The organism is Wolbachia endosymbiont (group B) of Germaria angustata (assembly GCF_964026725.1).
GTDB lineage: Bacteria > Pseudomonadota > Alphaproteobacteria > Rickettsiales > Anaplasmataceae > Wolbachia > Wolbachia pipientis_C.
The window spans coordinates 593,371-615,697 of sequence record NZ_OZ034691.1 but is presented as its reverse complement, the minus strand read 5'-3'; the positions used below and the strand labels follow the sequence as shown (position 1 = coordinate 615,697).

Genomic DNA, 22,327 nt, shown 5'->3' with positions numbered 1-22,327 from the left:
TAATTTTATGCTGAATGCTAACAATAAGGTTAATTACGAACCTAGTATTAAACAAAAGGAAAAAAAATACAGCTTATCCACTGTGCTTGCTTGGCTATATCTAAAAACAATTGGATGAATATTGCCAGAGAGATGGAATAAATGGGCAGAGAATATTCTACACCACAATAAGGTTATTGTGGATAGTGGAGTTCAGACTGATGATCTTTTAAATTCTAACAGAGAAAAGGAATTGAAGGATGAAAATGAGAGATTAAAAGAAAAGTTGAAAGAAGGTAGTAAGAAGAAGGAAAATCAGTCAAATTTAAATCAGGAATTAACTAAAAAAGAGAAAGAAATTACTAAACTTAAAGAACAAGTAAAATCATTAGGAGAGGAAAAAGAAATATTTGCTAAATTTTTTGCAGAACAAGCACAGCAGATTGAAGATTTAGAATTAGAGAGTAATGTTTTAAAAGAGGAAAAAGAACAATTAAACTCCTTAATTAAAAAACTTAAAAAGAGTTATAAAGAATTAGCAGAAGTTGCACAAAAAAGAGGAGAAGAATTTTTAGTACAGTTGAAGAAAAAGTCTGAAGAGATATTACATTTGCAGAAAGAATTAATTGAGTGCAGCAAAGAATTTGCAAATAAAATAGAAATGCTCTCAGTAAGGGTAGAAGAAAAAGATGGGGAAATAGGTAGTTTAACGGAATTAAATAAAACATTAGAACAAGAGAAAAAGGAAATGGAGAATAAAAATAATGCACAACAGAAAACTATATTTACAAAAGACCAAAAAATAAAAGAACAAGAGGATTTAATAAAGTCATTTCATGAAAATAAAGATATAAATGAAACTGTGAAGAAAGAGAATGAAAACCTACGAGTGCAAAAAACAGAACTTGAGAATGAAGTTAGTAAGTTAGAAGACGAATCTGATGCTAAAATAAAGGAATTAAAAAATCAACTTGAGGAGAAACAAGCAGAATTAGAACAAGCTGAGGAAAAAATACTAAATTTAGAAAAAAAATTGGAAAGTGCTCAGCAACAATTAGAGCAAAAAAATACTGATCTAACAAATCAATTAAAAGATTCAATTAGTAAACTACATGCTGCTGAAATAAAGAAAAAAGAATTAGAAGATGAAGTTAACGAATTGAAAGAAAAAGCTAAGGGAAAAGATGCTGAAGTAGAGAATCTTAAACAACAATTAGAGAAAGAAAAGACTAATCTAAATACCATTGAAAAAGAGAAAAAAGAATTAGAAGGTGAAGTTAAAGAATTGAAAGAAAAATTACAGATATTAGAAAAAAATAGTGTTGAAATAGAAAAACAAAAGGCAGATTTGGAGGGAAAATTAAAATCTTCACAAGGGGAGAATAAAAAGTTACAAAAACAAATTGAACATCTGAGTGCAAAAAAAACAGAAAATGTTACGACAGTTTCTATTAGAAATAGTAAAGAAATACCTAATCAAAGTGTGACATCAAAACCTGAAAGTAAACAACAAAAGTTACAAAACGAGCAAAAAGATGCTGGTAAAAAGTCAGAAGGTATGAATAAAAAAACTAAAGCACAAGCAAAAACTAAAGAGGTAGATAAAGTTAGTACAGTATCTATTGCAAAATCAACCGCTTCAAAAATTTTGAAGAGTTCCAAGAATTTTTTTGTGAATAAGAATCTCGAAGATTTTTTATCTGATCAAAATGCAAAGTTGAAAAAAAGTTTTCCTGAATTTAAAGAAAAACACTTTTGCCATAACGTGCTTGAGAAAACTATAAAATCTCTACAATATCAAAATGGTTATAAGTTTAAAAGTGATCAGTTACTTGAGTTGTTGGAAAGTAATTTGACAAGATTCGCAAGGGGTATCATAGAAGCTGAAGTTAAAAAAAAATATTGTAATATTGGAAATACAGATAAGGAGTTACGTGGTGGTATGTTAAAAGGAAAGATGTTACTTTCTATTAAAAAATGCATGAAAAATTTAAGTTAGGATGAGGGAGCTGCTAATGCAATTACAGATTCTGTCTGGAACAACTTTCATAGCAAAGATAATAGCAATCTCCAAGAAATTGTTTCGGAGGAGTTAATAAAAGGTAGAATGAAATGTTTTTCAGATAAGATTCAAGAATTACAACTAGCATCAAGTATAAGAGATAAATTTTTATCTCCAGATCAGAAAATGTGCAGTAAAATTCCAGGAGAAAAAAATGAATACCGATTAACAGAGAAAGCTCAAAAAGAATACAAATTAACACCTAATTCTTCCATGAGTCATGCTAATAGCAATCTGTTCAGTGTGAAGCAAGTAGTAACGTCTAGATAAAACTTTTAGCATAAAGTATCAGCTCCTCCTTTGTTAAAGTGTAGGAGCTGTCTTCCCAGTGTTGTCGTAGCAATTCCAAGTTTCTACCTAAATTTTTTCCTGGTTGATGATCTATAGTTATTAAATCATCCCCAGATAAAGGAAATTTTGGAATGTTAAACATCTTAGCAAATGAAATATACTCATCAACATTTATTCCAGACTCAATACCACAAATCTTCATTAAGTCACAATATAATTCCTTACCAAATAAAGATATGTATTTCTTTTGCTCTTTTTCTGAAAGCTCTGTTTTAATATTGTTTGATAATAAAAATAATATTTTTTTCTTTTGCTTATTTGAAAGACGTAAAAACTTGCTCACTTCTTCTCCAAGACTAACTCTATCTTCAGCAGTTCTAAGAAGCAACGCTAATTTTACTAGAGCATCGATTGTGGGATCTAGGAAAGGCGTATGGCCATACGCTGAGGATTTTGTAAGAGGTTTAGTGTTGATAAGAAGTGGTGAAGACAAAATTTCACATTTTACTTCTTTTGGAATGATTTTTTGTAAAACATCAGATTTTTGCATGCTCTTAAATGTCGGAGCAGGATCATTGCATTCCAAGAGTTTAAATATTTCTTCTCTTATTCTCTCTCCAGAGAGGTTTTGAATCATGTGTGAATGCTTTTTGCACACATCCAATATTTCATCACTTAAATCTCCTATGCATATTTTAGCGTGAAAACGAAACGCTCTTAAAATACGTAGATAGTCTTCCTTAATCCTATCTTCAGCGTTACCTATAAAGTTTAACTTTCGTGCTTTTAAGTCCTGAATGCCACCAAAGTAGTCGTATATATGGCCATATTTGTCTGCATAAAGAGCATTAAACGTAAAGTCGCGCCTTGAAGCATCAGCTTGCCAATCATTAGTAAACTCTACCTTCGCATGTCTACCGTCACACTTTACATCATGCCTTAGTGTTGTAATCTCAAAGGATCTTTTATTTAAAATCGCAGTAATAGTTCCATGTTTTAAGCCAGTTGGAATAGTTTTTATATTACGGAGTTTTAACGCTTTAACTGCTTGATTAGGCAGCAGATTAGTAGCAAGATCGATGTCGTGAATGTCACGCTGTAAAATTGAATCTCTAACACATCCACCAACAAGCCTTGCCTCACCACCAAATTTCTCTATGGCCTCAATAATTACACTAGTTTCGTGATCAATTTGCATTTAGGTTACACATACTGAAAATCATGTTACAAAAAATGCGAAACTTTTGCAAAAATCCTCATATAAAAATATATAGGCAGGAGAGTGGTAAAATAAGAGGGTAAAGTGATAGAGTAAGTCTACAACAAATCCAGTGCCTAGAAACTTATAAGTATAAAAGTAATGTTAAAATACAATGTTTTCGATGATTATAAAAAAGCTGGATGAGCCACTTGCATGACACCTTTGTAGCCTTCTCTTGTCATCCCAGTACCTGCTCAAGTAACTGACACTGGTTCCCTTTATGATGGTGTTATTCGAGTAGCTCATCCAGATTTTTATCAGGAACGTTGATTACTCTTTATTCTTCGCCCTTCCTGCACGCTTACGTTCATTTGGATCGAGGAACTTCTTACGCAAACGTATAGATTTTGGAGTTACTTCTACCAATTCATCATCGTCTATATATGCTATCATATCCTCCAGTGTCATTATTTTTGGTGGAGTAAGCTTTATAGCTTCATCGCTACCTGAAGCTCTTACGTTTGTTAATTGCTTACCTTTAAGTACATTTATTTCTAAATCATTGTCACGACTATGCTGACCGACAATCATACCACAATATACCTTATCTTGTGGCTTAACAAACATAATTCCCCTATCTTGCAGATTGAAAATTGCATACGCTACTGCTTCGCCTTTATCTGTTGAAATTAAAACTCCATTACGCCTTCCGGAAATTGAACCTTTATGTGGAGCATAACTGTGAAATAAACGGTTGATTATACCAGTGCCGCGAGAATCAGTTAAAAATTCTCCCTGATAGCCAATTAATCCCCTTGATGGCACTAAAAATGTCAACCTAGTTCTGCCACTACCAGAAGGTCTCATGTCAGTTACTTCACCTTTTCGAAAGCTAAGTTTTTCCATGATGATTCCACTATACTCATCATCTACATCAATTACTACCTCCTCTATAGGTTCAAGTTTTTTGCCATCTTCTTCTTTAAACAGCACTCGAGGCCGTGAAACTGAAAGTTCAAAACCTTCCCTTCTCATATTTTCAATCAGTACCCCAAGCTGCAACTCACCACGTCCACCTACTTCAAATGCTTCACCACTTGGAGCCAAAGTTACAGTAATTGCAACGTTTGTTTCTGCTTCTGCATATAAACGATCTTTTATAACAGTTGAGGTAAGTTTTGTTCCCTCTTGCCCAGCAAAAGGTGAGTCATTAACGCTTATAGTAATCGCCATTGTTGGAGGGTCAACTGGAGTTGAGCTGATCGCAGTTGTAACTTCTGGTGCTGCTATAGTGTCTGAAACTGAAGCTTTCTCAAGTCCTGCAATGGCAATGATATCACCAGCTACAGCTTGCTCTACTGGAACGCGTTTTAAGCCAGAAAATGAGAGTAACTTAGTTAATCTCCCTCGCTCAACCACTTGACCATCAAGATCAATTACCTTAAGATCTGAGTTAACTTGCGCGATTCCTTGGTAAATCTTTCCTGTCAATATTCTGCCAAGAAATTTATCAGATTCAAGTAAAGTAACTAGCATAGCAAAAGGTGCATTTTGATCATAAACGGAAGGTTTTATGTAATCTATCACCGTTGAAAATAATGGGCTTAAATCTTTTCTCTCATCAGATAGCTCCTTAGCACACCAACCGTTTCTACCTGAAGCATAGAGTACTGGAAAATCTAGTTGCTCGTTGGTTGCATCAAGGTTAAAAAATAACTCATATATTTCATTTAGTACTTCATCAATTCTGCTGTCTGGTCGATCAACCTTATTGATTATCACAATCGGTTTTAAATTTGCCTTTAGTGCTTTTGAGAGCACAAATTTTGTTTGTGGCATTGGACCTTCTGCAGCATCAACCAGTAGTAATACACCATCTGCCATGCAGAGCACCCTTTCCACTTCTCCACCAAAATCCGCATGTCCTGGTGTATCAATGATATTGATTTTCTCATCACCCCACATTATTGACGTACATTTTGCAAGTATTGTAATACCACGTTCACGTTCTTGATCACCACTATCCATCACTCGTTCTTGAACTTCTTGATTCTCACGAAACGTGCCACTTTGTTTTAACATGTTATCAAGTAAAGTAGTTTTTCCGTGGTCAACGTGTGCAATTATTGCAATATTGCGGATTGATTTAAATTCACTCATTTCTTATCATTTCAAATTTAATTTAATAACAAGTATACGTATAATATATTTAGAGTAAATAACTAAAGCCGTGCTTTCAGAGTATTTTAGGCAGATCATGGAACTCTAACAAAAAGGTTTCATGTTCGCTGTACTTTGTAGCAACTAACACCAAGACAAAGAAGAATCTTGCTTTAGCAGTACATTTATATAAAATTAAATAAACTAAAGTAATCATTTAAATGCTAACAAGATTCGCTCCAAGCCCAACTGGCTACCTACATGTAGGAAACATACGCACTGCACTCATTTGTTGGATGTACACACGTAATCAAAATGGAAAATTTTTACTACGTTTTGATGATACTGATCTTGAGCGTTCAGATATCAAATATGTAGATAATATCATAGAAGACCTAAAATGGATTGGCATAAATTGGAATTCAAGTTTTAAGCAATCAGAGCGTTTTGAACGCTATAACGAGGTGTTCTTACAGTTAATGAAAGAAGGTCATATTTATGCATGTTATGAAACAAGAGAAGAATTAGACACTAAACGAAAATTGCAATTAAAACAAGGTCTTCCCCCTATTTACAATAAAGGTGCGTTGCTTTTAACTGAGCAAGAGAAAATTCGTTATGAGCAAGAAGGACGAAAACCACATTTCAGATTTAAATTGGATAGAAATAAAACTGTAAAATGGAATGATGAAGTTAAAGGCGAAATAAATATTGCAACAATTCATATCAGCGATCCTGTAGTAAAAAGAGAAGATGGAATTTATACGTACATGCTACCTTCTGTTATTGATGACATTGACTTTAATGTAACCCATGTTGTACGTGGGGAAGATCATGTAACTAATACCGCAGTGCAGATTCAAATGATTCAAGCATTAAAAGCGAAAATTCCTATCTTTGCTCACCTTCCCCTACTACATTTTGATGATAGCAAGATATCGAAACGGAAAGGTGGGCTGGATATCAAGTCCATAAGAGAAGATGAGATTGAACCAATGGCGCTAACTAGCTATTTAGCAAAACTTGGAACATCTGATCCAATAGAAGCTCATGTTGATATGCAGCCTTTAATTGACTCATTTGATATCAAAAAATTTAGCTCAGCATCTTTACAATTCAGCTTGAGTGAAATGTATAAGCTAAATAGCAAATTGCTGCAACAAATGCCATTTGAAATGGTGCAAGATCGTTTAAGTCAAATTGGCTCAGAGTTTTGGTATTTTATAAGGGGTAATATAGAAAAGTTTTCTGAGGTGTCCAAATGGTGGAAAATATGCAAATTTGGTATAGAACCTGTGGTTCTTAATAAAGAGTTTATAAAAATAGCGCTAAGCACATTACCTCAAGGTGATTGTAATGAAAACACATTATCAGAGTGGGTTAAAAATATTCGACAGACAATTGATATAAAGGCAAAAGATCTATTTATGCAGTTGCGCCTCGCTTTAACAGGAACAGAAACAGGTCCAGAACTCGCTAAATTATTAATTTTTATCGGTAGAGAGAGCATTATTGCAAGGTTAGAAGAAAGCCAAAGAATTATACAAAAGGTTTAAATGCACCGAATGTATTTTGAATGACACCAATAAGCATTGTTCAGGAAATGTGAAAATATTAGATTTCTTGTCATTCCAGTTTCTGCTCCTGTCATTCAGTTGTTTTTTCTCGTCTACCTTATTTTACTACTCTGCTAAACGAATAACACCAATAGTTAATCTCATGCTGAAAGATCATTTTATGGTCCAAGTCAGTTCTTTTACAGGTCACTTCCAAGCTCATCAAATTTTCTAAGATCTTCTTAAGTTCTGAAAGTTGAAAACTTTTCAAATGAGATTTAAAACTCTGCAATTGTTTGAAGAACAATGGAGGACTCAGCTGGTCAATTGCAGCTTGTTCATTCATTCCATTTTGTATTAACAGCAAAACGCTTTCTAGCCGTAGAAAATAATTTGATATAATACGGATTAATGCTATCGGTGAAAAATTCTCTTGTAATATCAATAAATCGGAAATTTTGATGAATAGTCCCATGTCTTTACTCACTATTGCAGAGCACAGATTATCAAGTGTAACATAATCATTGCCGGAGGTTGAAAAGCATAGATCTATATCAGCAAGTTTAAGATCTTTTCTTTTTCCTAGATATAAAACTAATTTTTCAAGCTCTGAATATATAGGCAGTTTGCTATGATTAAAATAAGACTGCAAGTGGTAGATTATCTCACTTGTGCACTCTATATCATTTTGTTTCAAGTAACTTGATATAATATCACAAAGATTACTACCGCTGTCCTTATAGCAGGTAATGACACCGAAAATTTTTGAGCTTTCCATATAACTTTTAGTTGTAGAACTATATGGAAGATCATTTGCGATCATTACTATATAATGATCGCCTATATTATGATCCAATATGTTTCTTAACTCTTTAGATATACTTCCACTGACATTTATCAGCTTAACTAACCTTTTTTTAGTAAACATCGAAATGTTTGCCAACTCGGAAAATAACAAGCCAGGCGACTTATTCACTACTGCAAAATCCATCACCTGAACTGAATACTCATTCAAGTTGGCAATTATTTCCTGTACAAAAATATCGACCTTACTATTGTCACTCCCATGAATTAATACACCACTTAAAGTATCGGGTTTCTCAAGGAATTTTTTAACTTTAGATGGCGTGATTCTCATGCCATCTATATTATATTATCACTACTTGGTGGTACATCATTTGATTGCACATCAGTTTCCAACAATTCTGAGCTTTCTTGATTTGCTGTATTCTGCATATCATCAGACACTTCTTTCTTTCCCGTAACATAATTATAAAAATTTTTTATAGGCTGTCCTATATATCTAGAAAAAAATCCTTCGGCCATATCTTTCACTCCACAAATTAACAATTAGCACATAAAAATAACGTAGCAAAAACTACTTTACGCTCAGATAGTTACACTCATTTGTTAATGAATTATGAACTTCCGAGACCAAAATTAAGTCGATCTACTTAACACCAATCTTATAAAATAAGCAATGATTAAATACACAGCTGCGATAAGTATAATTGCAGGTCCAGTTAATAAGTCAAAACTTGCAGATAATATCAAACCTGATACTCCAGAAATCACAGAAAAAACTGTTGCAACAATAATCATTTGCATTGGAGTTTTTGAAATGAGTCTTGCTGATGCAGCAGGTATTAACAAAAATGCAGCAATGAGTAATATTCCTATTAATTGAGCAGAAATTGCAATAAAGATAGCGAGTATAATCAAAAATTCTAGCCTAACAAAATTAACATTTACTTTCTCAACTGTTGCCAAATCTTGATTAATCGAAATCATCAGCCAATAGCGCCATCTAAATATTAATATTAAAGTAACTATTACAGAGGTTAGAAAAATTGATATTATATTACTTTGGTCAATCATTAATATGTCACCAAAAAGTGAGCTAATAATACTATTATTACCTGATGGAAGAAAAGACATAAGTATTAAACTCGATGATAAAACTACATTGGTAACTATGTTCAATATCGTATCAGCAGAGTATAATTTATTAAAATTAAGAGAAAGTAGTATAGCAAACATAATTGCAATGAGCATTATACTTACCGATGGGCTGATATTAAAGATCAAAGCAAGTGCAATACCAAGCAATGAAGAATGGGACAAACTATCACCCAAATACGATAACCTTTGCCATATCATAAATGACCCTAGAGCTCCTGTGACTAGACTAATCATAATTACCGCAATTAGACTGTTTATAAAAAAACTCTGTGTAAATATCTCTAACATGCTATCAGATAACTGACAACAAATCTATCTTCAGATATTAAAACGTTATGGGTTCTGCATGCAGAACCCGTCGTCATAAATTCAAAATTTAAATTCTTTTGCTCCATCAGATAAGACTTCATTGAACAATCGCGTATCTTACCAGTACCTATTATCAAAATCTCTATTTCCTCTGTTAAAAAAGATTTAAAATACTCCTTGTTATTTATATCACTTTCTTTCAATTTAATCACCTTTTCAGGAAAAATTATAATTGAGCCATGATATTCTTGATTATTTACCCAAAATCTTTCTTCCCTGTAACCATCTATAAGATTTTTCTTCTTGGAAATTAAGGACATAAATCAAACTATTAATTCCGTGTCGCACACCCACCATTCTGGATATTCCTTTTTGATATTTGCCGCTGCAGCTTTTGTACTTTCTTCACTATCAAATATTCCAAAACACGCTACACCGCTGCCTGACATGCGAGAAACTATAGAGCCTTCTTGTGACTCTAGTGTTGATATTACATTCTGAATTTCAGGTATAAGACTTATTGCTGCTTCTTGCAGGTCATTTTTTGTCTCTTTAAGAAGCTCTAACAAATTCTCCTCAGTGTTATCACTCCACTTAATTGGCTGAGAGAAATCCTCTTTATACTTGGAAAATACTTCTGATGTATTCAAAAACTTTTTTTTTGGTTTCACAAGTACCAGACTTATGGGTAAAGAGCATTGTTTAATGGGACATAATTCCTCACCAACACCTCTAACAAAAACTGGCTTACTATCTACACTTGCAGGCACATCAGCACCAACGCTTAAAGCTATATCACTTAAAATTTGCCTATCAATATCCCACAGCTCTCCTAGCGTGCGTATCACAGCTCCAGCATCTGAGGAACCACTACCAAATCCTGCAGCAATTGGTACATTTTTTATAACCTTTACAGTGACTTTAGTTCGTATAGGAGCGTACCTAAGCAGTAGACTCAATGCTTTCGTTATAGTATTATATCGATAATTTATTTTAAACTCAGAGTTTACAAATTGAACTGTAGAGTTATCATATCTAAAGTTTTTTTCTCCTACTTTTATCTCTAAAAAATTAGAAAGTTTAGCAAAGACAACCAAACTTTCAATTAAATGATACCCTCTTTCTTCTCTATTTATAATATGTAAAAAAAGATTGATCTTTGCAGGAGCCTTTACACAAAAACTTTCCATCTGTATATCTTCACTAACACTATCTTATTTACTATACTTGAAATGCCACTTCAGTCAAACTTTATACACTCCTAATGAGATCAAATGCCATAAATCCTAACTTCTCTGTATGGGTAAGTGCATCAGCTGGTACAGGTAAAACAAAGATCTTAATAGACAGAGTATTAAGACTTCTATTAGAGAATAAGAGAAATATTCTCTGCTTAACATTTACCAATGCTGCAGCAAATGAAATGGAGGATCGCATTTACAGTACACTTAGTAAGTGGGCAATATGTCCAGAGGGTATATTGGTCGCAGATTTAGAACAATTAGCCCAGTATGTGACCAGAGAAAATAAAGATTATTTAACAAGAGCAAGAAGGCTTTTTTCTGAACTGGAAAATCTTGGTCTTAATATTCAAACTATACACGCCTTTTGTTACAAATTAATCTCCAGCTTTCCTACAGAAGCTGGTATCGCTCCAAATTGTACATTGAGCGAATGTAAAGAATTGCATTCCATCGTATTTGAAAAAACGCTTCATAACGAAACTGTGCAGGACGATATCAATATCGTTGCAGCTGAAATTGATGAAAATAAGCTGCGTGATTTGCTCTATACCTTATGTATAAAGAGATCAGCTCTAGAAAATAATTTAGGATATATAAAAGATAAACTAAGCGTCCCAGACAAGATTGACAATTTACAGAATGAAACTATTGAGCAGATAAAAAGATTAGCTAAAATATTAAGTAAGGGAAGCAAAAGAGATCAGAGTTACAGTACGATACTTTATGATTGGTGTAATAGCACAAAATCGTCCGTACCAAATGTTGTCATCCAAGTAGCTGACACTGGGATCCAGAAAAAAAGAAATATGGATCCCAGTGTCAGCTACTTGGATGACAACAAGATAGAGAACTTAGCTAAAGTATTTCTCAAATCAGAATCGTACGAAAAAAAGAGCATATCATCCATTATAACAAAGGGTGCTTTGGAAAAATTTGAAGACGTAGAGCAAATGATAGAAAGCATTCAAAATGCATTGTTTACCCATGCAAAGGACATAAATTCTTATCAAATATTCGCAAGAACCAGTAGCTTACTTAGTATATTTAAAGTATATGTTGATCTATATAATAGTGAAAAATCAAAGAATGCACTGCTTGATTATGATGATATCATCAATTTAGCAACAAATCTCCTTAGCAATCCAGGCTATAAAGATTGGATATTGTTTAATCTAGATCAAAAAATAGACCACATTCTTGTTGATGAGGCGCAAGACAATAGTATCAGTCAATGGAAAATTATAACAAATCTCTGCAATGAATTTTTTACCGGTGGTGACGAAAAGAGAACTTTATTCGTTGTTGGGGATGTAAAACAATCTATTTACAGATTTCAAGGAGCAAATCCCCATCTATTTAATTACATGCAGCAATATTTTCACACGAAAACCGGTGGCAGAGATTGGGTATCATGTCAACTTGAAAAGTCATTTCGCTCAACTCCAGAAGTTTTGATGCTTGTAGACAGAATATTTAACAATTTTCGTGAAGAAATATCTTTCAATGATAACAAGATAAAACATATTCCATATAGAGAAAACGATCAAGGATACATTGAAATTTGGCCGTTACTGCCAGGATATGAAGAGGAAGAGCAGCAAGCCTTACAAATTCATTTAACACAGAGGAAAGATTATGTAGTAAAGGATCGATTACTTGCTCAGGCAATAGCCCAAAGAATTCACAATTGGTTAAACGAAGGGCGGATTTTAGTCGCCAAAGATCGCCATATAGAACCAAGGGACATTATGATTTTGGTACGGCAACGAAATGCGCTAGTTGACTACATAATAAGTGAACTAAAAAAAGTAAATGTACCAGTTATAGGCCGAGATTATTTTAGAATTATGGATTACATAGCTGTCCAGGACTTAATAGCTTTAGCTGAATTTTTGCTCCTCCAGGCAAATGATCTTGCTCTTGCAAATGTTTTAAAATCACCGCTATTTAACTTCACTGAGGATGATTTATTCAATATTGCATACGATCGTAAAGAACAGTCGTTGTGGGAAAAACTTCAAGATTATCACGAGATTATCTCTAATGAATTAAACTATCTAATTAATTTATCTCAGACAAAATCCCCCCTTACACTATTCACGCATATATTGCGCACAGGCAGGAAGAAATTTGCTGCAAGGCTAGGTCTTGAGTGCTTCGATATTCTAGACGAATTTATGAACCTCGTATTGCAATTTGAGCACCCATCTCTTCAAGCATTTGTTCAGTGGATCAAAGAAAATAATCCTGAGATTAAAAACGATATGCAATCAAAACTCAATGCTGTACGAATAATGACAATTCATAAATCAAAAGGTCTACAAGCTCCAATAGTGTTTTTAGTTGACACAAATACGGTACCAAGAAACAGCGAAAATATTTTGTTTGATGCAACGGAAGCACCATTTTGGTGTGGCAAAAATAGTAATGCTTATTGTAATCAAGTAAAAAGAGAGAAAAAACTAGAGGATTATAACGAATATTTGCGTTTGCTGTACGTGGCACTTACGCGTGCTGAAGATGAGTTATACATTTTAGGCAAAGAGCCAGTGCAAAAGGGCTCTTGGTATGATCTAGTTATTCAATATGGAGCATTATATGAGAGGAAAAAACTATACTTACAGCTGATATTTAAAGAAAAAGTTGAAGTGCTATGCATGAATGCAAACTACCCTTCTATTTATAAAAAACGTGATTATTTTGATGTTTCAGTGATTTCACCTCCATCAAACCTATCAATGTCATTGCAGCACGTGACGCTGGAACCTGGAGAAAAAAAGCCAGTGTCAAGTACTGTGATGACAGATGAGAATGCTGGAATGACAAAAAGGAGCATTGGAACGACAGACAGCTATGCAAGAGGCTTAATAATTCACAGTATATTGCAATATATGCCCAAGATAGAGAAAGACAGGAGAAAAAATTGGGTTAGGAAATATCTTGATAGCATAAACACTAGTGAAGATAAGGATGAAATTTACAGCAAAATATTAACCTTTAATGAAAAATATGATTACCTGTTCGACTTGGAGGGCAAATCAGAAATTCCACTTAGTGGAACAATTGACGGAAAACCAGTATTAGTGCGGCTAGACAGACTGTGCATAACAGAAGACAAAGCAATTATAATTGACTATAAATCACACCATAACGCTTCTATTTCCTCATCAAATGAAATAAAAAAGCAAATGTTGATCTATAAAACCTTAGTGCAAGAAGTCTACCCAGATAAGCAGGTAGAGTGCGTGGTTATTTGGATGGAAGATTTAACCTTACAATCTTTGATCTAAACTCAAATGTTCGTATAGTAGCTACTTGCATTTGTTGTAAACTCACTTTTACTCTATAGTTATCTTTTTACTACTTTATCTATTTTCTGAACTGATTTTCGTACTAGAAAACATCCAATAAGAAGAATTATAAAAGGAATAAACCATAAAATGTAGGTACTAGATTTTACAGGTGGTACAATGATAATTGAATCTCCATAAGAATTTTTTAACTCTGAAACTATTTGCTCGTTAGTATATCTATCACTGATCTTCTTGCGAATTGTCTTACGCATACCATATGCAACTTGAGACTCAGATTCGGATAATAATTCACCAGAGCATACTGGACACTTTATTACTGCAAATAAGCTACTTGCTCGCTCTTCCATGCTTTCGTCTCTTAGTTTATCATCCAAAGTAAAAGCATTTATGCTTAAATGGAATATCAATGTAAAAAGTAAGCTAATTACTATTCTCATTCTTGGTGAATTGAGTGATAAAATCAGTAGTGGATAATTTTCCAATAAAGCCTGAACCTACATTATTGTCGTACTTTATTGAAAATTGAATGTCGTTATTAGTGATTTTTTCTGATAAGGAAGATATTGATTTTTCCAATTTATCTGCAGTCTTTGAATCATTAGTCACAAACGAAATTAATTCTTTATAATTTGATATGGCTACATTGATTTTATCTTCAAATGAAGATGTAACTAAATTGTAATTACTTACTCCACCATTCGCAGCAATAGAAAAGTTATTACTCTCAATCAAAAATTTTTCTATGTTGAAATTAATCTTAGAAGCTGAAATATGGTTTACAAATTCATAATCTAATTTAGCGTCGACACTAAGATAATTTTCAGGACTTGCAGTATGTTTATAACGGTAAGTATAAAAATCAAATTCTAGTTTAGTATTTTCATTCAGTTCTTTATCAAAGTGAAATTGAATGTAATTACTTTTATCATTCACTTCAGTTATAACACTTTGCTGATTTTCTAAAACATCACATTTTAATCCATAATCTTCGTAACGAAATGTATCTATATAGTCTATTACAGTGCTATTTCTGTTGAATTTTAATGAAGATAGTAAATCATTTAGTTTAACAACAAAGTGGCTACTTACGTGTGTGTGACACTTTATATTCTTTTTCTCATCACTACGGACAGCAATGTTTACTTTATTGCTTGGTATATAGATATATACTGACTTATCAAATAATCTGTTTTTTATCACTAAAGCTTCAGATGAAACAGTTAATTGCTCATTAGAAAATTTTGGATTCGTTACACGAAAAACTAGGTTAAAAGGAAATCCCTTAAGATCATGTGAAATATCAACTTTTTCGTCATTAATGTAATCAGTTAAAAGACTTTTTACCTTAAATGCAGAAAAATACCAAAAACCACTATAAGCTAGAGGAATAAACAAAGGTAAGGAGATGAGAATATAGATAAAAATTTTACGCATTATCCTCTTATTTATCTAATGATATATTTCTTGTACCTCTGGGCACGGTTACGCACAAACCGTCAATATCTTTTGTGATTTTTATTTGGCATCCAAGCCTCGATGTCTCTGTTAAACCGAAAGCTAGATCCAGCATATCATTTTCCTCATCAGATATAGGGTTATGTGTTTCTACAACATCATAAAATTTTGGATCAACAATCACATGGCATGTAGAGCAAGCAAGAGAACCTTCACATGCACCTTCAAGCAGATCTGGATCACTTCTGTGGGCTAAATTAAGCAGAGTTTCTCCTTCTGCAGCTTCATAGCTTTTCTTACTTCCATCAGGTAAAATAAAAGTAACGGATGGCATACTATTAAAATCTCTACTAATTTCTCTATATTCTACAAATAATAACTAATATTTGCAAACTCTTTGTAATTCCATTGCCTATCTCTTGTCATCTATATTCCTATCAAGAAAGTAAGATAGATACCACCAGCATCTCACAGAGTTGCAAGTATAGAATTTTCTTAGTTTTAGATTTTACTAAATATATTACTGAATTAACATTATTAAACTTGATCTGCCATTTCTTCTGATCTTAAGTTATAATTTTACTAATGCCATTTGATTAATTGCAACTTCAGCATTGCTATCTTTCAATAAATTTGCAGGACTATTACAATGGTATGTGATTGCAGCAACAACAAGACAACAAACTCCAATTCCTATCCCTAACGCTAACATTCCTGAGTAAACTGCAATAGCTACTTCTAAAGCAACTCCTACTACTGCTAACGTAGAAGCAACTATGATAGAAGTATTACGACACTTAATACGAAGCTCATTTAGTTTATCTAATGCAGTAGTACCATCTTTATATTTTAGCTCTCTTAGTACATCTTTATTTTCACATTTGTTAAGCAACTTCCAAGCATAACTTAACCTTGACGCTTGACCATAAAACCCCTTCTCAACATATTCAACCAAGAGATCAAACGGAGTTTCACCTTGGTCATTTTTAACATCAAATCTCGCACCTGCACTCACAAGTGATTCAACTTTGCAAAGCATTGACTTATCGAAGTGCAAGTTTCTTAAAGCATGATGTAGAGCTGTATCCCCACTTTCATCTTGATAGTCAATTTTATTTTTATGTAAAAAGCAACCAAAAATCTCTTCATTGCAATCGCTTGTCACGATATCTTCTAAAGTAATACTTGAAATTTTTATGTTATTTTCGACTAGGAGATCTAAAGCTTCTTTATGGTTACATTTAATAATAATATCTACTAGTTTATTTAATGCAGGTGTACCTTCTAGCTTCTTTAGCTCATCAGTTTTACAACAACTAAGCACCACCGAAAGATTATTTAATCTTTCTATTTTTTTCTTACGAGAGCAGTATGTAGCATAATTGACCAAGAGATCAAAGTGATATTCCTATCCTTCCTTCAAAGAGCTCGAAAAATTCCACACGATCGTACGCAATAGCAATTTGCACTAGAGATTTAATGTCATCAGCAGCAATTGTAACTTTCTTTATTATATCAGAACACTTTTCATATTCATTTGACTTGATATTGTTCAACAATTCCAGAATAGTGCATAGATATTCGTATTCGATAGTGCGTAGATATTTGCGTTCGGTTGATTCTTCAGTCTCTTTAGCTTTGCCCATCTTGCCTATTTCTTTTAAACTATTGTTTAGCCTTTCTACTTTCTCTTTGATTAATTTTTGACCTTTCAAACAATACATAATCCTTATTTTATTAAAAATTTCTTTTCTTTTCATTTCTTGTTTAAATTTACTCATCTCTTCCCGCAACAACTCCAGTTCATCACTACAATCCCCATCCTCATACTTTCCTCTATCGTACTGGCTTTTTTTTCTTTGGTCAGATAACACTTTGTATGCTACTGATATTTCCTTGAATTTTGTCAATTTCTCTTTAAGTTGAGCTCGTTGATTTTCTTCCGATTGTAGTAGCGTTCTGTTCTTCTTTTCTCGTTCTAGCCTATCTAGCTCTTTCATTTCCTTAAGCAATTTATCTGGATGAAACTCAAGTGCCAATTTGCGATATGCTTTTTTTATCTCATCGTGAGTAGCATCTCTTTTTACTCCTAATATTTCATAATAATCAGGCATTTGTTTCTCCACTATTTTGATACATTTTTTATAACATTAGTAATACTATGTCTTTAAAAGAATTGGTACTATATAAGTATTTTAGCAAATATTATAATATTTATCAACAAATTGAGTGAAAATTTAAAGAGTTATTTATGGTAATTGAGGAGCTACAACCGCATGACGTCTGCCATTAATAACTATTTCACTTATTGCAACTGCTGCAAAAACAAAACAATAATATACTTTTATTAGTATAACAATGGGTGAAAGAGAGGCAATGCTGCTTGCTAGCAATATTTGAGAACCATAAGGTAAGATACTTTTTGTGATCGCAGTAAATATTTCTAATAAATACGCACTACGGTGTGGTGCAATGTTATATCTTTGTGCAAGTCTTTTCGCAATATTACTAGTCAATAAAATAGCAACAATATTGCTGGAAACCAAAATAGTAAACATAGATGATATTCCTGCAATCATAAGTTCAGCTTGACTTCTTGTGAGATTCACCTCATCGGTGAATTTATCTATCTTTTTCTGACTGTATTCGTACATTAAGTGGCTTAATCCACTACTGAAAAGAATAAATATCATTACCTCATTCATCTTATTAAAACCCCTACATATATCATGAGAATAATCAATAATAGAATAATCAAAAAAAGCTATTCCTAATATTCCAGCAACAACCATATTAACAGCTAATGTTACCAGTGTGTTTATTTCAAATAAACCCATAATTATTAAAGATATATAAGGGATAATTTTGACTATGGATAAAGAATTCAGACTTGAGATAGAAACAACTTCTGTGCTATTTGAAATCATTACTAGATAAGTAAGTATTATAAGACCTGTAACAGATCCTGTCTTTAAGGTTAGTTTTAGTTTATCCTTTACTGAAGCTCCTTGTGAAGAAGTAGCAGCAATAGTAGTGTCAGATATCATTGAAAGGTTGCTGCCAAACATAGACCCACCTATCACAGCTCCAACGCCCACCGCACAATCAAAAGCTCCATTTTGTGCTAGATTCACAGCTATTGGTGTTATAAGTGCAATAACTCCGATTGATGTGCCTATTGCACTTGCAATAAACGCAGAAATTAAAAACATTCCAGGAAGTAATAATTGTGCTGGAAGAAAGCAAATAGTTAAGCTAGCAATAACATTTATACTACCAAGCGATTGAGTAACAGTAGAAAATGCCCCAGCAAGGAGAAAAATCAAACACACGGTAAGAGTAGTTTTATTCCCCATACCTTTTATAAGAGTATCAACGCTATGCTGAATTTTGTTTTTATTGAATAGAATAGCAAAAAATAATGCTGGTAATAAGCAAACTAACGGTGAAATTTGATGAAGAGGATTGTCAAGTCCTATAAAGGAAAAATAAGTACCACTACCAAGATATAAGGTTAAAAAAATAATGAGAGGGAGAAATGCAAACACTTGTCGTAATTAAATAAATTGAAAATATACTAGAATAAGCTATTTTAAGCAACTACTAATACAGTGTTTTTCTAATAATTTTGAACATCTTAAGCCATCTACTTTTGAATAAATTCCATTTGCATTTCTTGTATACTATCCTCTATTTGCTTTATTTGTTCTATTAGCCTTTCCTCTAAGTCAAAATTACCGCCCAGCCTTGCTTTAATTTTTTCTTCTTGTAATACATTTAATTCTTTCCGTAATACTATGTTATTCCAGACAGTTTCTGCCGATCTCTTCTCGCTTAATTGACTATTTAGTACGCTAGTTTTTTCAAATATAAGCTTTATAATACTAGACTCCTGTAGCAGAATTTCTTTATTAAAGTTGCTCTCACTAGTTACCATATTAATTACGCACTGTTGTAATCTTTTCATCTCATTAGTAAATTCGAAATGAGAAAATTGCTCAAAAAATATAGGACGGTTCAAGATTTCAGGAAATTCTACGGCTACACGCAAAATTATGGCCTGATTTTGCTCTGCTTCAATTAGCTCTGGAGATTTATTGTAAAGATACTCACCTTTTGTTGTTTTGCTATTAAAAATCAGCTTTTTAAAGTTTCTTCTTAATTCACTGACCTTATTGTAAAAATAATCTCTATAATACCTTCTAATGCTGATGTTACTGATAGCATTTACATATTCCATAAATTTGTGCTCAAGAATTGAATATTTTTCCGGAGCAAATTTTTCATAATTTTGCAAATTGCTACCAATTATGTGATGCCATAAATATTCAGAGTGCAGTTCTGTTGAGCGGTTAAAAGCGGATAGTACATCTTCCGTCTTATATTCTAGTTCATTGCATATATCGTATGGGTCTTTATCGCTCGGCAAAGTTACAAACTTCAATGTATACCCAGGCTCCAGTATCGACAGAACAAGTTCTGCAATTCGAATAGCGGCACGATGTCCAGCACTATCGCCATCCATACAGATGGAGATTTCTTTAGCAAATCTCCATAGATTTTTTATCTGCTCTGCAGAAATTGCAGTACCAAGCGGGGCAACTGTATTGCTAATTCCCGCTTGATGTAGTGCTATTACATCCATATACCCTTCAACAACAAATATGTGTTGTTTTTTGCGTATTTCGCTTAAGGCAAGGTTTAGCCCATATAAATTCTCCCTCTTTTTGAAGAGCTGACTTTCTGGGCTGTTTAAATACTTCGGCTGTTGCTCAGAGTTCAGCGCACGTCCGCCAAAACCAATAACTTTGCCCGTGATGTTGTGTATAGGAAATATCAGCCGATCATAGAAATAATCACGAGAATTCTTATTTATTAACCCAACATCGATCAAAATCTCGTCTTTAATACCAGAGGAGTTCAAATATTCCTTCAAGCCAGAACTTGGTGCATAACCTATTCTAAATTTATCTATGATTTTGAGTGAGATCTTGCGCTGCCTTAAATAAGCCATAACACCTCGATTTTTCTGCGCGAACCAACTTGCAGCTAAGTCTAGCGTTGAAAACAATTTGTCGCTTTCTTTGGTAATATTGGGGTCTTTAGGTAACTCAACACCTGCAACTGATGCTAGCTTTTCCAATGCTTCTTTAAAGCTTAAGCCCTCAGTTTGTGAAATAAACTCAAACGCATCACCATGAGCTGAGCAACCGAAACAGTAATATAAGCCCTTAACATTGCTGACCGAAAAAGATGGGGTTTTTTCGTTATGAAATGGGCAGAGTCCAACAAAACTATCTCCTCTTTTTATTAACCTAACTTTTTTTCCTACTATGTCGGACAACAATAATTTTGACTTTATAATATCTATATGATCCATTTTACCGAATTAGTAGTTGTAGGATAAAAATTATATAGAATTTATGCATATCTGACTCGAAATTTATTCAGAAAGATCAGGAGAGCTTGACAAAAAGCTCAAAATAAATTACCCATATAAATACCCTTAAGTTGCAATTTCTTATATGTCAGATGTGATATCAGTTGCTTCAGACCACGCAGGTTATGAACTAAAATCAGAAATAAAGGCTTACTTGGAAACTTTAGATTATACAGTGATAGACCGTGGCTGCACTGCTGAACAAAAGAGTGTAGACTACCCTGACTATGCTGCTGAAGTTGTAGAAGATATAACAAACAAAAAAGCAAATTATGGAATATTAATTTGCGGTACAGGTTTGGGCATGAGTACTGTGGCAAATCGTTTTGAAGGAATCTACGCTGCTTTATGTAATAGTGTTGAGATCGCAAAATTAGCTCGCGAGCATGGCAACGCGAATATACTTTGTCTTGGTGCAGGGTTTACTGCGAGTGGATTAGCAAAAGACATAGTCAAACAATTCCTCGAAACAGAATTTTCAAAAGAAAGTAGACATAAAGAACGCCTTGATAAACTTAGCAATATTAACAAGAAAAAAACCACAAAAACTTATAACGAAGATGAAATATCAAAATTCGCTAAAATAGCAGGTGAATGGTGGGATGAGAATGGCAAATTCAAGCCATTGCACATGATGAATCCTGTGAGAGTATCATACATCGTTGAGAAAATAAAAGAATTAAAAAAATGCGATTTAAAAGAACTATCATTGCTCGATGTTGGTTGTGGTGGTGGCATTTTGTCAGAGTCAATGGCGCGTGTTGGTATTAGCGTTGCGGGAATAGATGTATGTGAGGAAAACATAAAAGTTGCACAGTCGCACGTGAAGAAAGTAGGGTTAAATATAGAATACACACACACTAGCATTGAAGAGCTAAGCAATGACAAGAAGTATGACGTGGTTTTGTTGATGGAAGTGGTTGAACATGTCGATAATTTAGAGTTTTTCATGAAAAAAGCAATAGAGCTGTTGAAGCCAGAAGGGCTAATTTTTATATCGACGATAAATAGAACTATTAAATCCTTCTGTCTTGCAATAGTCGGCGCAGAGTACATATTAAACTGGCTGCCAAAAGGCACACATAATTGGAATAAATTTCTCAAGCCATCAGAAATTGCAAATCATCTAAGAGAGAACAATGTAACACTACAAGATATGACTGGTATGGAATATAATGTAATAAAGCGTGAATGGAACTTGACCAAAGGTGTGGATGTTAATTATATACTTTGTGGAAACGTTGTAATTTGAAATCTCATTCAAGTACTAGAAGGTAATGCAAATATTCTAGGCAGTTTTACTTTACTTAGCAGCTAATTTATCATATGTATTTCCATAGGGTATCGCTATATT

At 33.4% G+C, this 22,327-nt stretch carries 19 protein-coding genes; 5 read left to right on the top strand and 14 right to left on the bottom strand.

Annotated elements, in window-relative coordinates; genetic code table 11:
* Positions 1-178: 178 nt before the first annotated feature.
* A complete protein-coding gene (locus AAGD63_RS03035) occupies positions 179-1,978 on the top strand; it encodes a hypothetical protein (RefSeq protein WP_341813777.1) in 1,800 nt (599 codons plus the stop codon).
* 108 nt (positions 1,979-2,086) lie between these two features.
* On the top strand, positions 2,087-2,311 hold the full coding sequence (locus tag AAGD63_RS03030) for a hypothetical protein (RefSeq protein WP_341813776.1): 225 nt from the start codon (positions 2,087-2,089) through the stop codon (positions 2,309-2,311).
* On the opposite strand, the gene AAGD63_RS03025 is transcribed toward AAGD63_RS03030, so the two are convergent.
* Both AAGD63_RS03025 and typA read right to left on the bottom strand, forming a co-directional pair.
* Complete coding sequence (locus tag AAGD63_RS03025) at positions 2,304-3,530, bottom strand: CCA tRNA nucleotidyltransferase (protein WP_341813775.1); 1,227 nt, start codon at positions 3,528-3,530, stop codon at positions 2,304-2,306. The genes AAGD63_RS03030 and AAGD63_RS03025 overlap by 8 nt on opposite strands.
* Positions 3,531-3,863: 333 nt before the next feature.
* On the bottom strand, positions 3,864-5,693 hold the full coding sequence (gene typA / locus AAGD63_RS03020) for a translational GTPase TypA (RefSeq protein WP_007302691.1): 1,830 nt from the start codon (positions 5,691-5,693) through the stop codon (positions 3,864-3,866).
* Positions 5,694-5,914: 221 nt separating this feature from the next.
* Here typA and gltX point away from each other — a divergent pair, with 221 nt between their 5' ends.
* Positions 5,915-7,249, top strand: coding sequence for a glutamate--tRNA ligase (gltX, locus tag AAGD63_RS03015; protein WP_341813774.1), 1,335 nt, complete (start codon positions 5,915-5,917; stop codon positions 7,247-7,249).
* Positions 7,250-7,367: 118 nt separating this feature from the next.
* Here gltX and holA read toward each other — a convergent pair whose 3' ends face one another.
* From holA to AAGD63_RS02990, 5 genes are all read right to left on the bottom strand, one after another.
* The gene (gene holA, locus AAGD63_RS03010; protein ID WP_006013692.1) at positions 7,368-8,387 is read right to left on the bottom strand and encodes a DNA polymerase III subunit delta; all 1,020 of its coding nucleotides are present in this window, start codon (positions 8,385-8,387) and stop codon (positions 7,368-7,370) included.
* Between the two features lie 5 nt (positions 8,388-8,392).
* The gene (locus tag AAGD63_RS03005; protein WP_015588477.1) at positions 8,393-8,575 is read right to left on the bottom strand and encodes a hypothetical protein; all 183 of its coding nucleotides are present in this window, start codon (positions 8,573-8,575) and stop codon (positions 8,393-8,395) included.
* Positions 8,576-8,689: 114 nt separating this feature from the next.
* Positions 8,690-9,499: a metal ABC transporter permease gene (locus tag AAGD63_RS03000; RefSeq protein ID WP_015588476.1), complete on the bottom strand. Its 810-nt coding sequence runs from the start codon at positions 9,497-9,499 to the stop codon at positions 8,690-8,692.
* Positions 9,493-9,840, bottom strand: coding sequence for an Mth938-like domain-containing protein (locus tag AAGD63_RS02995; protein ID WP_108784117.1), 348 nt, complete (start codon positions 9,838-9,840; stop codon positions 9,493-9,495). The genes AAGD63_RS03000 and AAGD63_RS02995 overlap by 7 nt, the downstream gene beginning before the upstream one ends.
* Positions 9,841-9,843: 3 nt before the next feature.
* A complete protein-coding gene (locus AAGD63_RS02990) occupies positions 9,844-10,710 on the bottom strand; it encodes a 4-(cytidine 5'-diphospho)-2-C-methyl-D-erythritol kinase (protein WP_341813773.1) in 867 nt (288 codons plus the stop codon).
* Between the two features lie 74 nt (positions 10,711-10,784).
* Between AAGD63_RS02990 and AAGD63_RS02985 the strand changes: the two genes are divergently transcribed.
* Positions 10,785-14,054: a UvrD-helicase domain-containing protein gene (locus AAGD63_RS02985; protein WP_341813772.1), complete on the top strand. Its 3,270-nt coding sequence runs from the start codon at positions 10,785-10,787 to the stop codon at positions 14,052-14,054.
* Positions 14,055-14,113: 59 nt separating this feature from the next.
* On the opposite strand, the gene AAGD63_RS02980 is transcribed toward AAGD63_RS02985, so the two are convergent.
* The 7 genes from AAGD63_RS02980 to dnaG form a co-directional block, all read right to left on the bottom strand.
* Positions 14,114-14,515, bottom strand: a complete 402-nt coding sequence (locus AAGD63_RS02980; RefSeq protein WP_341813771.1) for a cytochrome c-type biogenesis protein — start codon at positions 14,513-14,515, stop codon at positions 14,114-14,116.
* The gene (locus AAGD63_RS02975; RefSeq protein WP_341813770.1) at positions 14,499-15,512 is read right to left on the bottom strand and encodes a hypothetical protein; all 1,014 of its coding nucleotides are present in this window, start codon (positions 15,510-15,512) and stop codon (positions 14,499-14,501) included. The genes AAGD63_RS02980 and AAGD63_RS02975 overlap by 17 nt, the downstream gene beginning before the upstream one ends.
* 7 nt (positions 15,513-15,519) lie before the next feature.
* Positions 15,520-15,867: a ferredoxin family 2Fe-2S iron-sulfur cluster binding protein gene (locus AAGD63_RS02970; RefSeq protein ID WP_006013713.1), complete on the bottom strand. Its 348-nt coding sequence runs from the start codon at positions 15,865-15,867 to the stop codon at positions 15,520-15,522.
* A 237-nt stretch (positions 15,868-16,104) separates the two neighbouring features.
* Positions 16,105-16,923, bottom strand: a complete 819-nt coding sequence (locus AAGD63_RS02965; protein WP_341813769.1) for an ankyrin repeat domain-containing protein — start codon at positions 16,921-16,923, stop codon at positions 16,105-16,107.
* A 4-nt stretch (positions 16,924-16,927) separates the two neighbouring features.
* On the bottom strand, positions 16,928-17,647 hold the full coding sequence (locus AAGD63_RS02960) for a DnaJ domain-containing protein (RefSeq protein WP_341813768.1): 720 nt from the start codon (positions 17,645-17,647) through the stop codon (positions 16,928-16,930).
* A 135-nt stretch (positions 17,648-17,782) separates the two neighbouring features.
* Complete coding sequence (locus tag AAGD63_RS02955; RefSeq protein WP_341813767.1) at positions 17,783-19,081, bottom strand: Na+/H+ antiporter NhaC family protein; 1,299 nt, start codon at positions 19,079-19,081, stop codon at positions 17,783-17,785.
* 98 nt (positions 19,082-19,179) lie between these two features.
* Complete coding sequence (gene dnaG, locus AAGD63_RS02950) at positions 19,180-20,913, bottom strand: DNA primase (protein WP_341813766.1); 1,734 nt, start codon at positions 20,911-20,913, stop codon at positions 19,180-19,182.
* Positions 20,914-21,058: 145 nt separating this feature from the next.
* Between dnaG and ubiG the strand changes: the two genes are divergently transcribed.
* Positions 21,059-22,225: a bifunctional 2-polyprenyl-6-hydroxyphenol methylase/3-demethylubiquinol 3-O-methyltransferase UbiG gene (gene ubiG, locus AAGD63_RS02945; RefSeq protein ID WP_341813765.1), complete on the top strand. Its 1,167-nt coding sequence runs from the start codon at positions 21,059-21,061 to the stop codon at positions 22,223-22,225.
* Positions 22,226-22,327 lie beyond the last annotated feature (102 nt).

What these genes read in the sequence shown, in the direction of transcription:
- AAGD63_RS02995 (WP_108784117.1), bottom strand. Translation starts at nt 9,840, where the DNA reads ATGTCCTTAATTTCCAAGAAGAAAAATCTTATAGATGGTTACAGGGAA.
- ubiG (WP_341813765.1), top strand. Translation starts at nt 21,059, where the DNA reads ATGTCAGATGTGATATCAGTTGCTTCAGACCACGCAGGTTATGAACTA.
- AAGD63_RS03005 (WP_015588477.1), bottom strand. Translation starts at nt 8,575, where the DNA reads ATGGCCGAAGGATTTTTTTCTAGATATATAGGACAGCCTATAAAAAAT.
- gltX (WP_341813774.1), top strand. Translation starts at nt 5,915, where the DNA reads ATGCTAACAAGATTCGCTCCAAGCCCAACTGGCTACCTACATGTAGGA.
- dnaG (WP_341813766.1), bottom strand. Translation starts at nt 20,913, where the DNA reads ATGGATCATATAGATATTATAAAGTCAAAATTATTGTTGTCCGACATA.
- holA (WP_006013692.1), bottom strand. Translation starts at nt 8,387, where the DNA reads ATGAGAATCACGCCATCTAAAGTTAAAAAATTCCTTGAGAAACCCGAT.
- AAGD63_RS02985 (WP_341813772.1), top strand. Translation starts at nt 10,785, where the DNA reads ATGAGATCAAATGCCATAAATCCTAACTTCTCTGTATGGGTAAGTGCA.
- AAGD63_RS02970 (WP_006013713.1), bottom strand. Translation starts at nt 15,867, where the DNA reads ATGCCATCCGTTACTTTTATTTTACCTGATGGAAGTAAGAAAAGCTAT.
- AAGD63_RS02980 (WP_341813771.1), bottom strand. Translation starts at nt 14,515, where the DNA reads ATGAGAATAGTAATTAGCTTACTTTTTACATTGATATTCCATTTAAGC.
- AAGD63_RS02990 (WP_341813773.1), bottom strand. Translation starts at nt 10,710, where the DNA reads ATGGAAAGTTTTTGTGTAAAGGCTCCTGCAAAGATCAATCTTTTTTTA.
- AAGD63_RS03000 (WP_015588476.1), bottom strand. Translation starts at nt 9,499, where the DNA reads ATGTTAGAGATATTTACACAGAGTTTTTTTATAAACAGTCTAATTGCG.
- AAGD63_RS02960 (WP_341813768.1), bottom strand. Translation starts at nt 17,647, where the DNA reads ATGCCTGATTATTATGAAATATTAGGAGTAAAAAGAGATGCTACTCAC.
- AAGD63_RS03025 (WP_341813775.1), bottom strand. Translation starts at nt 3,530, where the DNA reads ATGCAAATTGATCACGAAACTAGTGTAATTATTGAGGCCATAGAGAAA.
- AAGD63_RS02975 (WP_341813770.1), bottom strand. Translation starts at nt 15,512, where the DNA reads ATGCGTAAAATTTTTATCTATATTCTCATCTCCTTACCTTTGTTTATT.
- typA (WP_007302691.1), bottom strand. Translation starts at nt 5,693, where the DNA reads ATGAGTGAATTTAAATCAATCCGCAATATTGCAATAATTGCACACGTT.
- AAGD63_RS03030 (WP_341813776.1), top strand. Translation starts at nt 2,087, where the DNA reads ATGAAATGTTTTTCAGATAAGATTCAAGAATTACAACTAGCATCAAGT.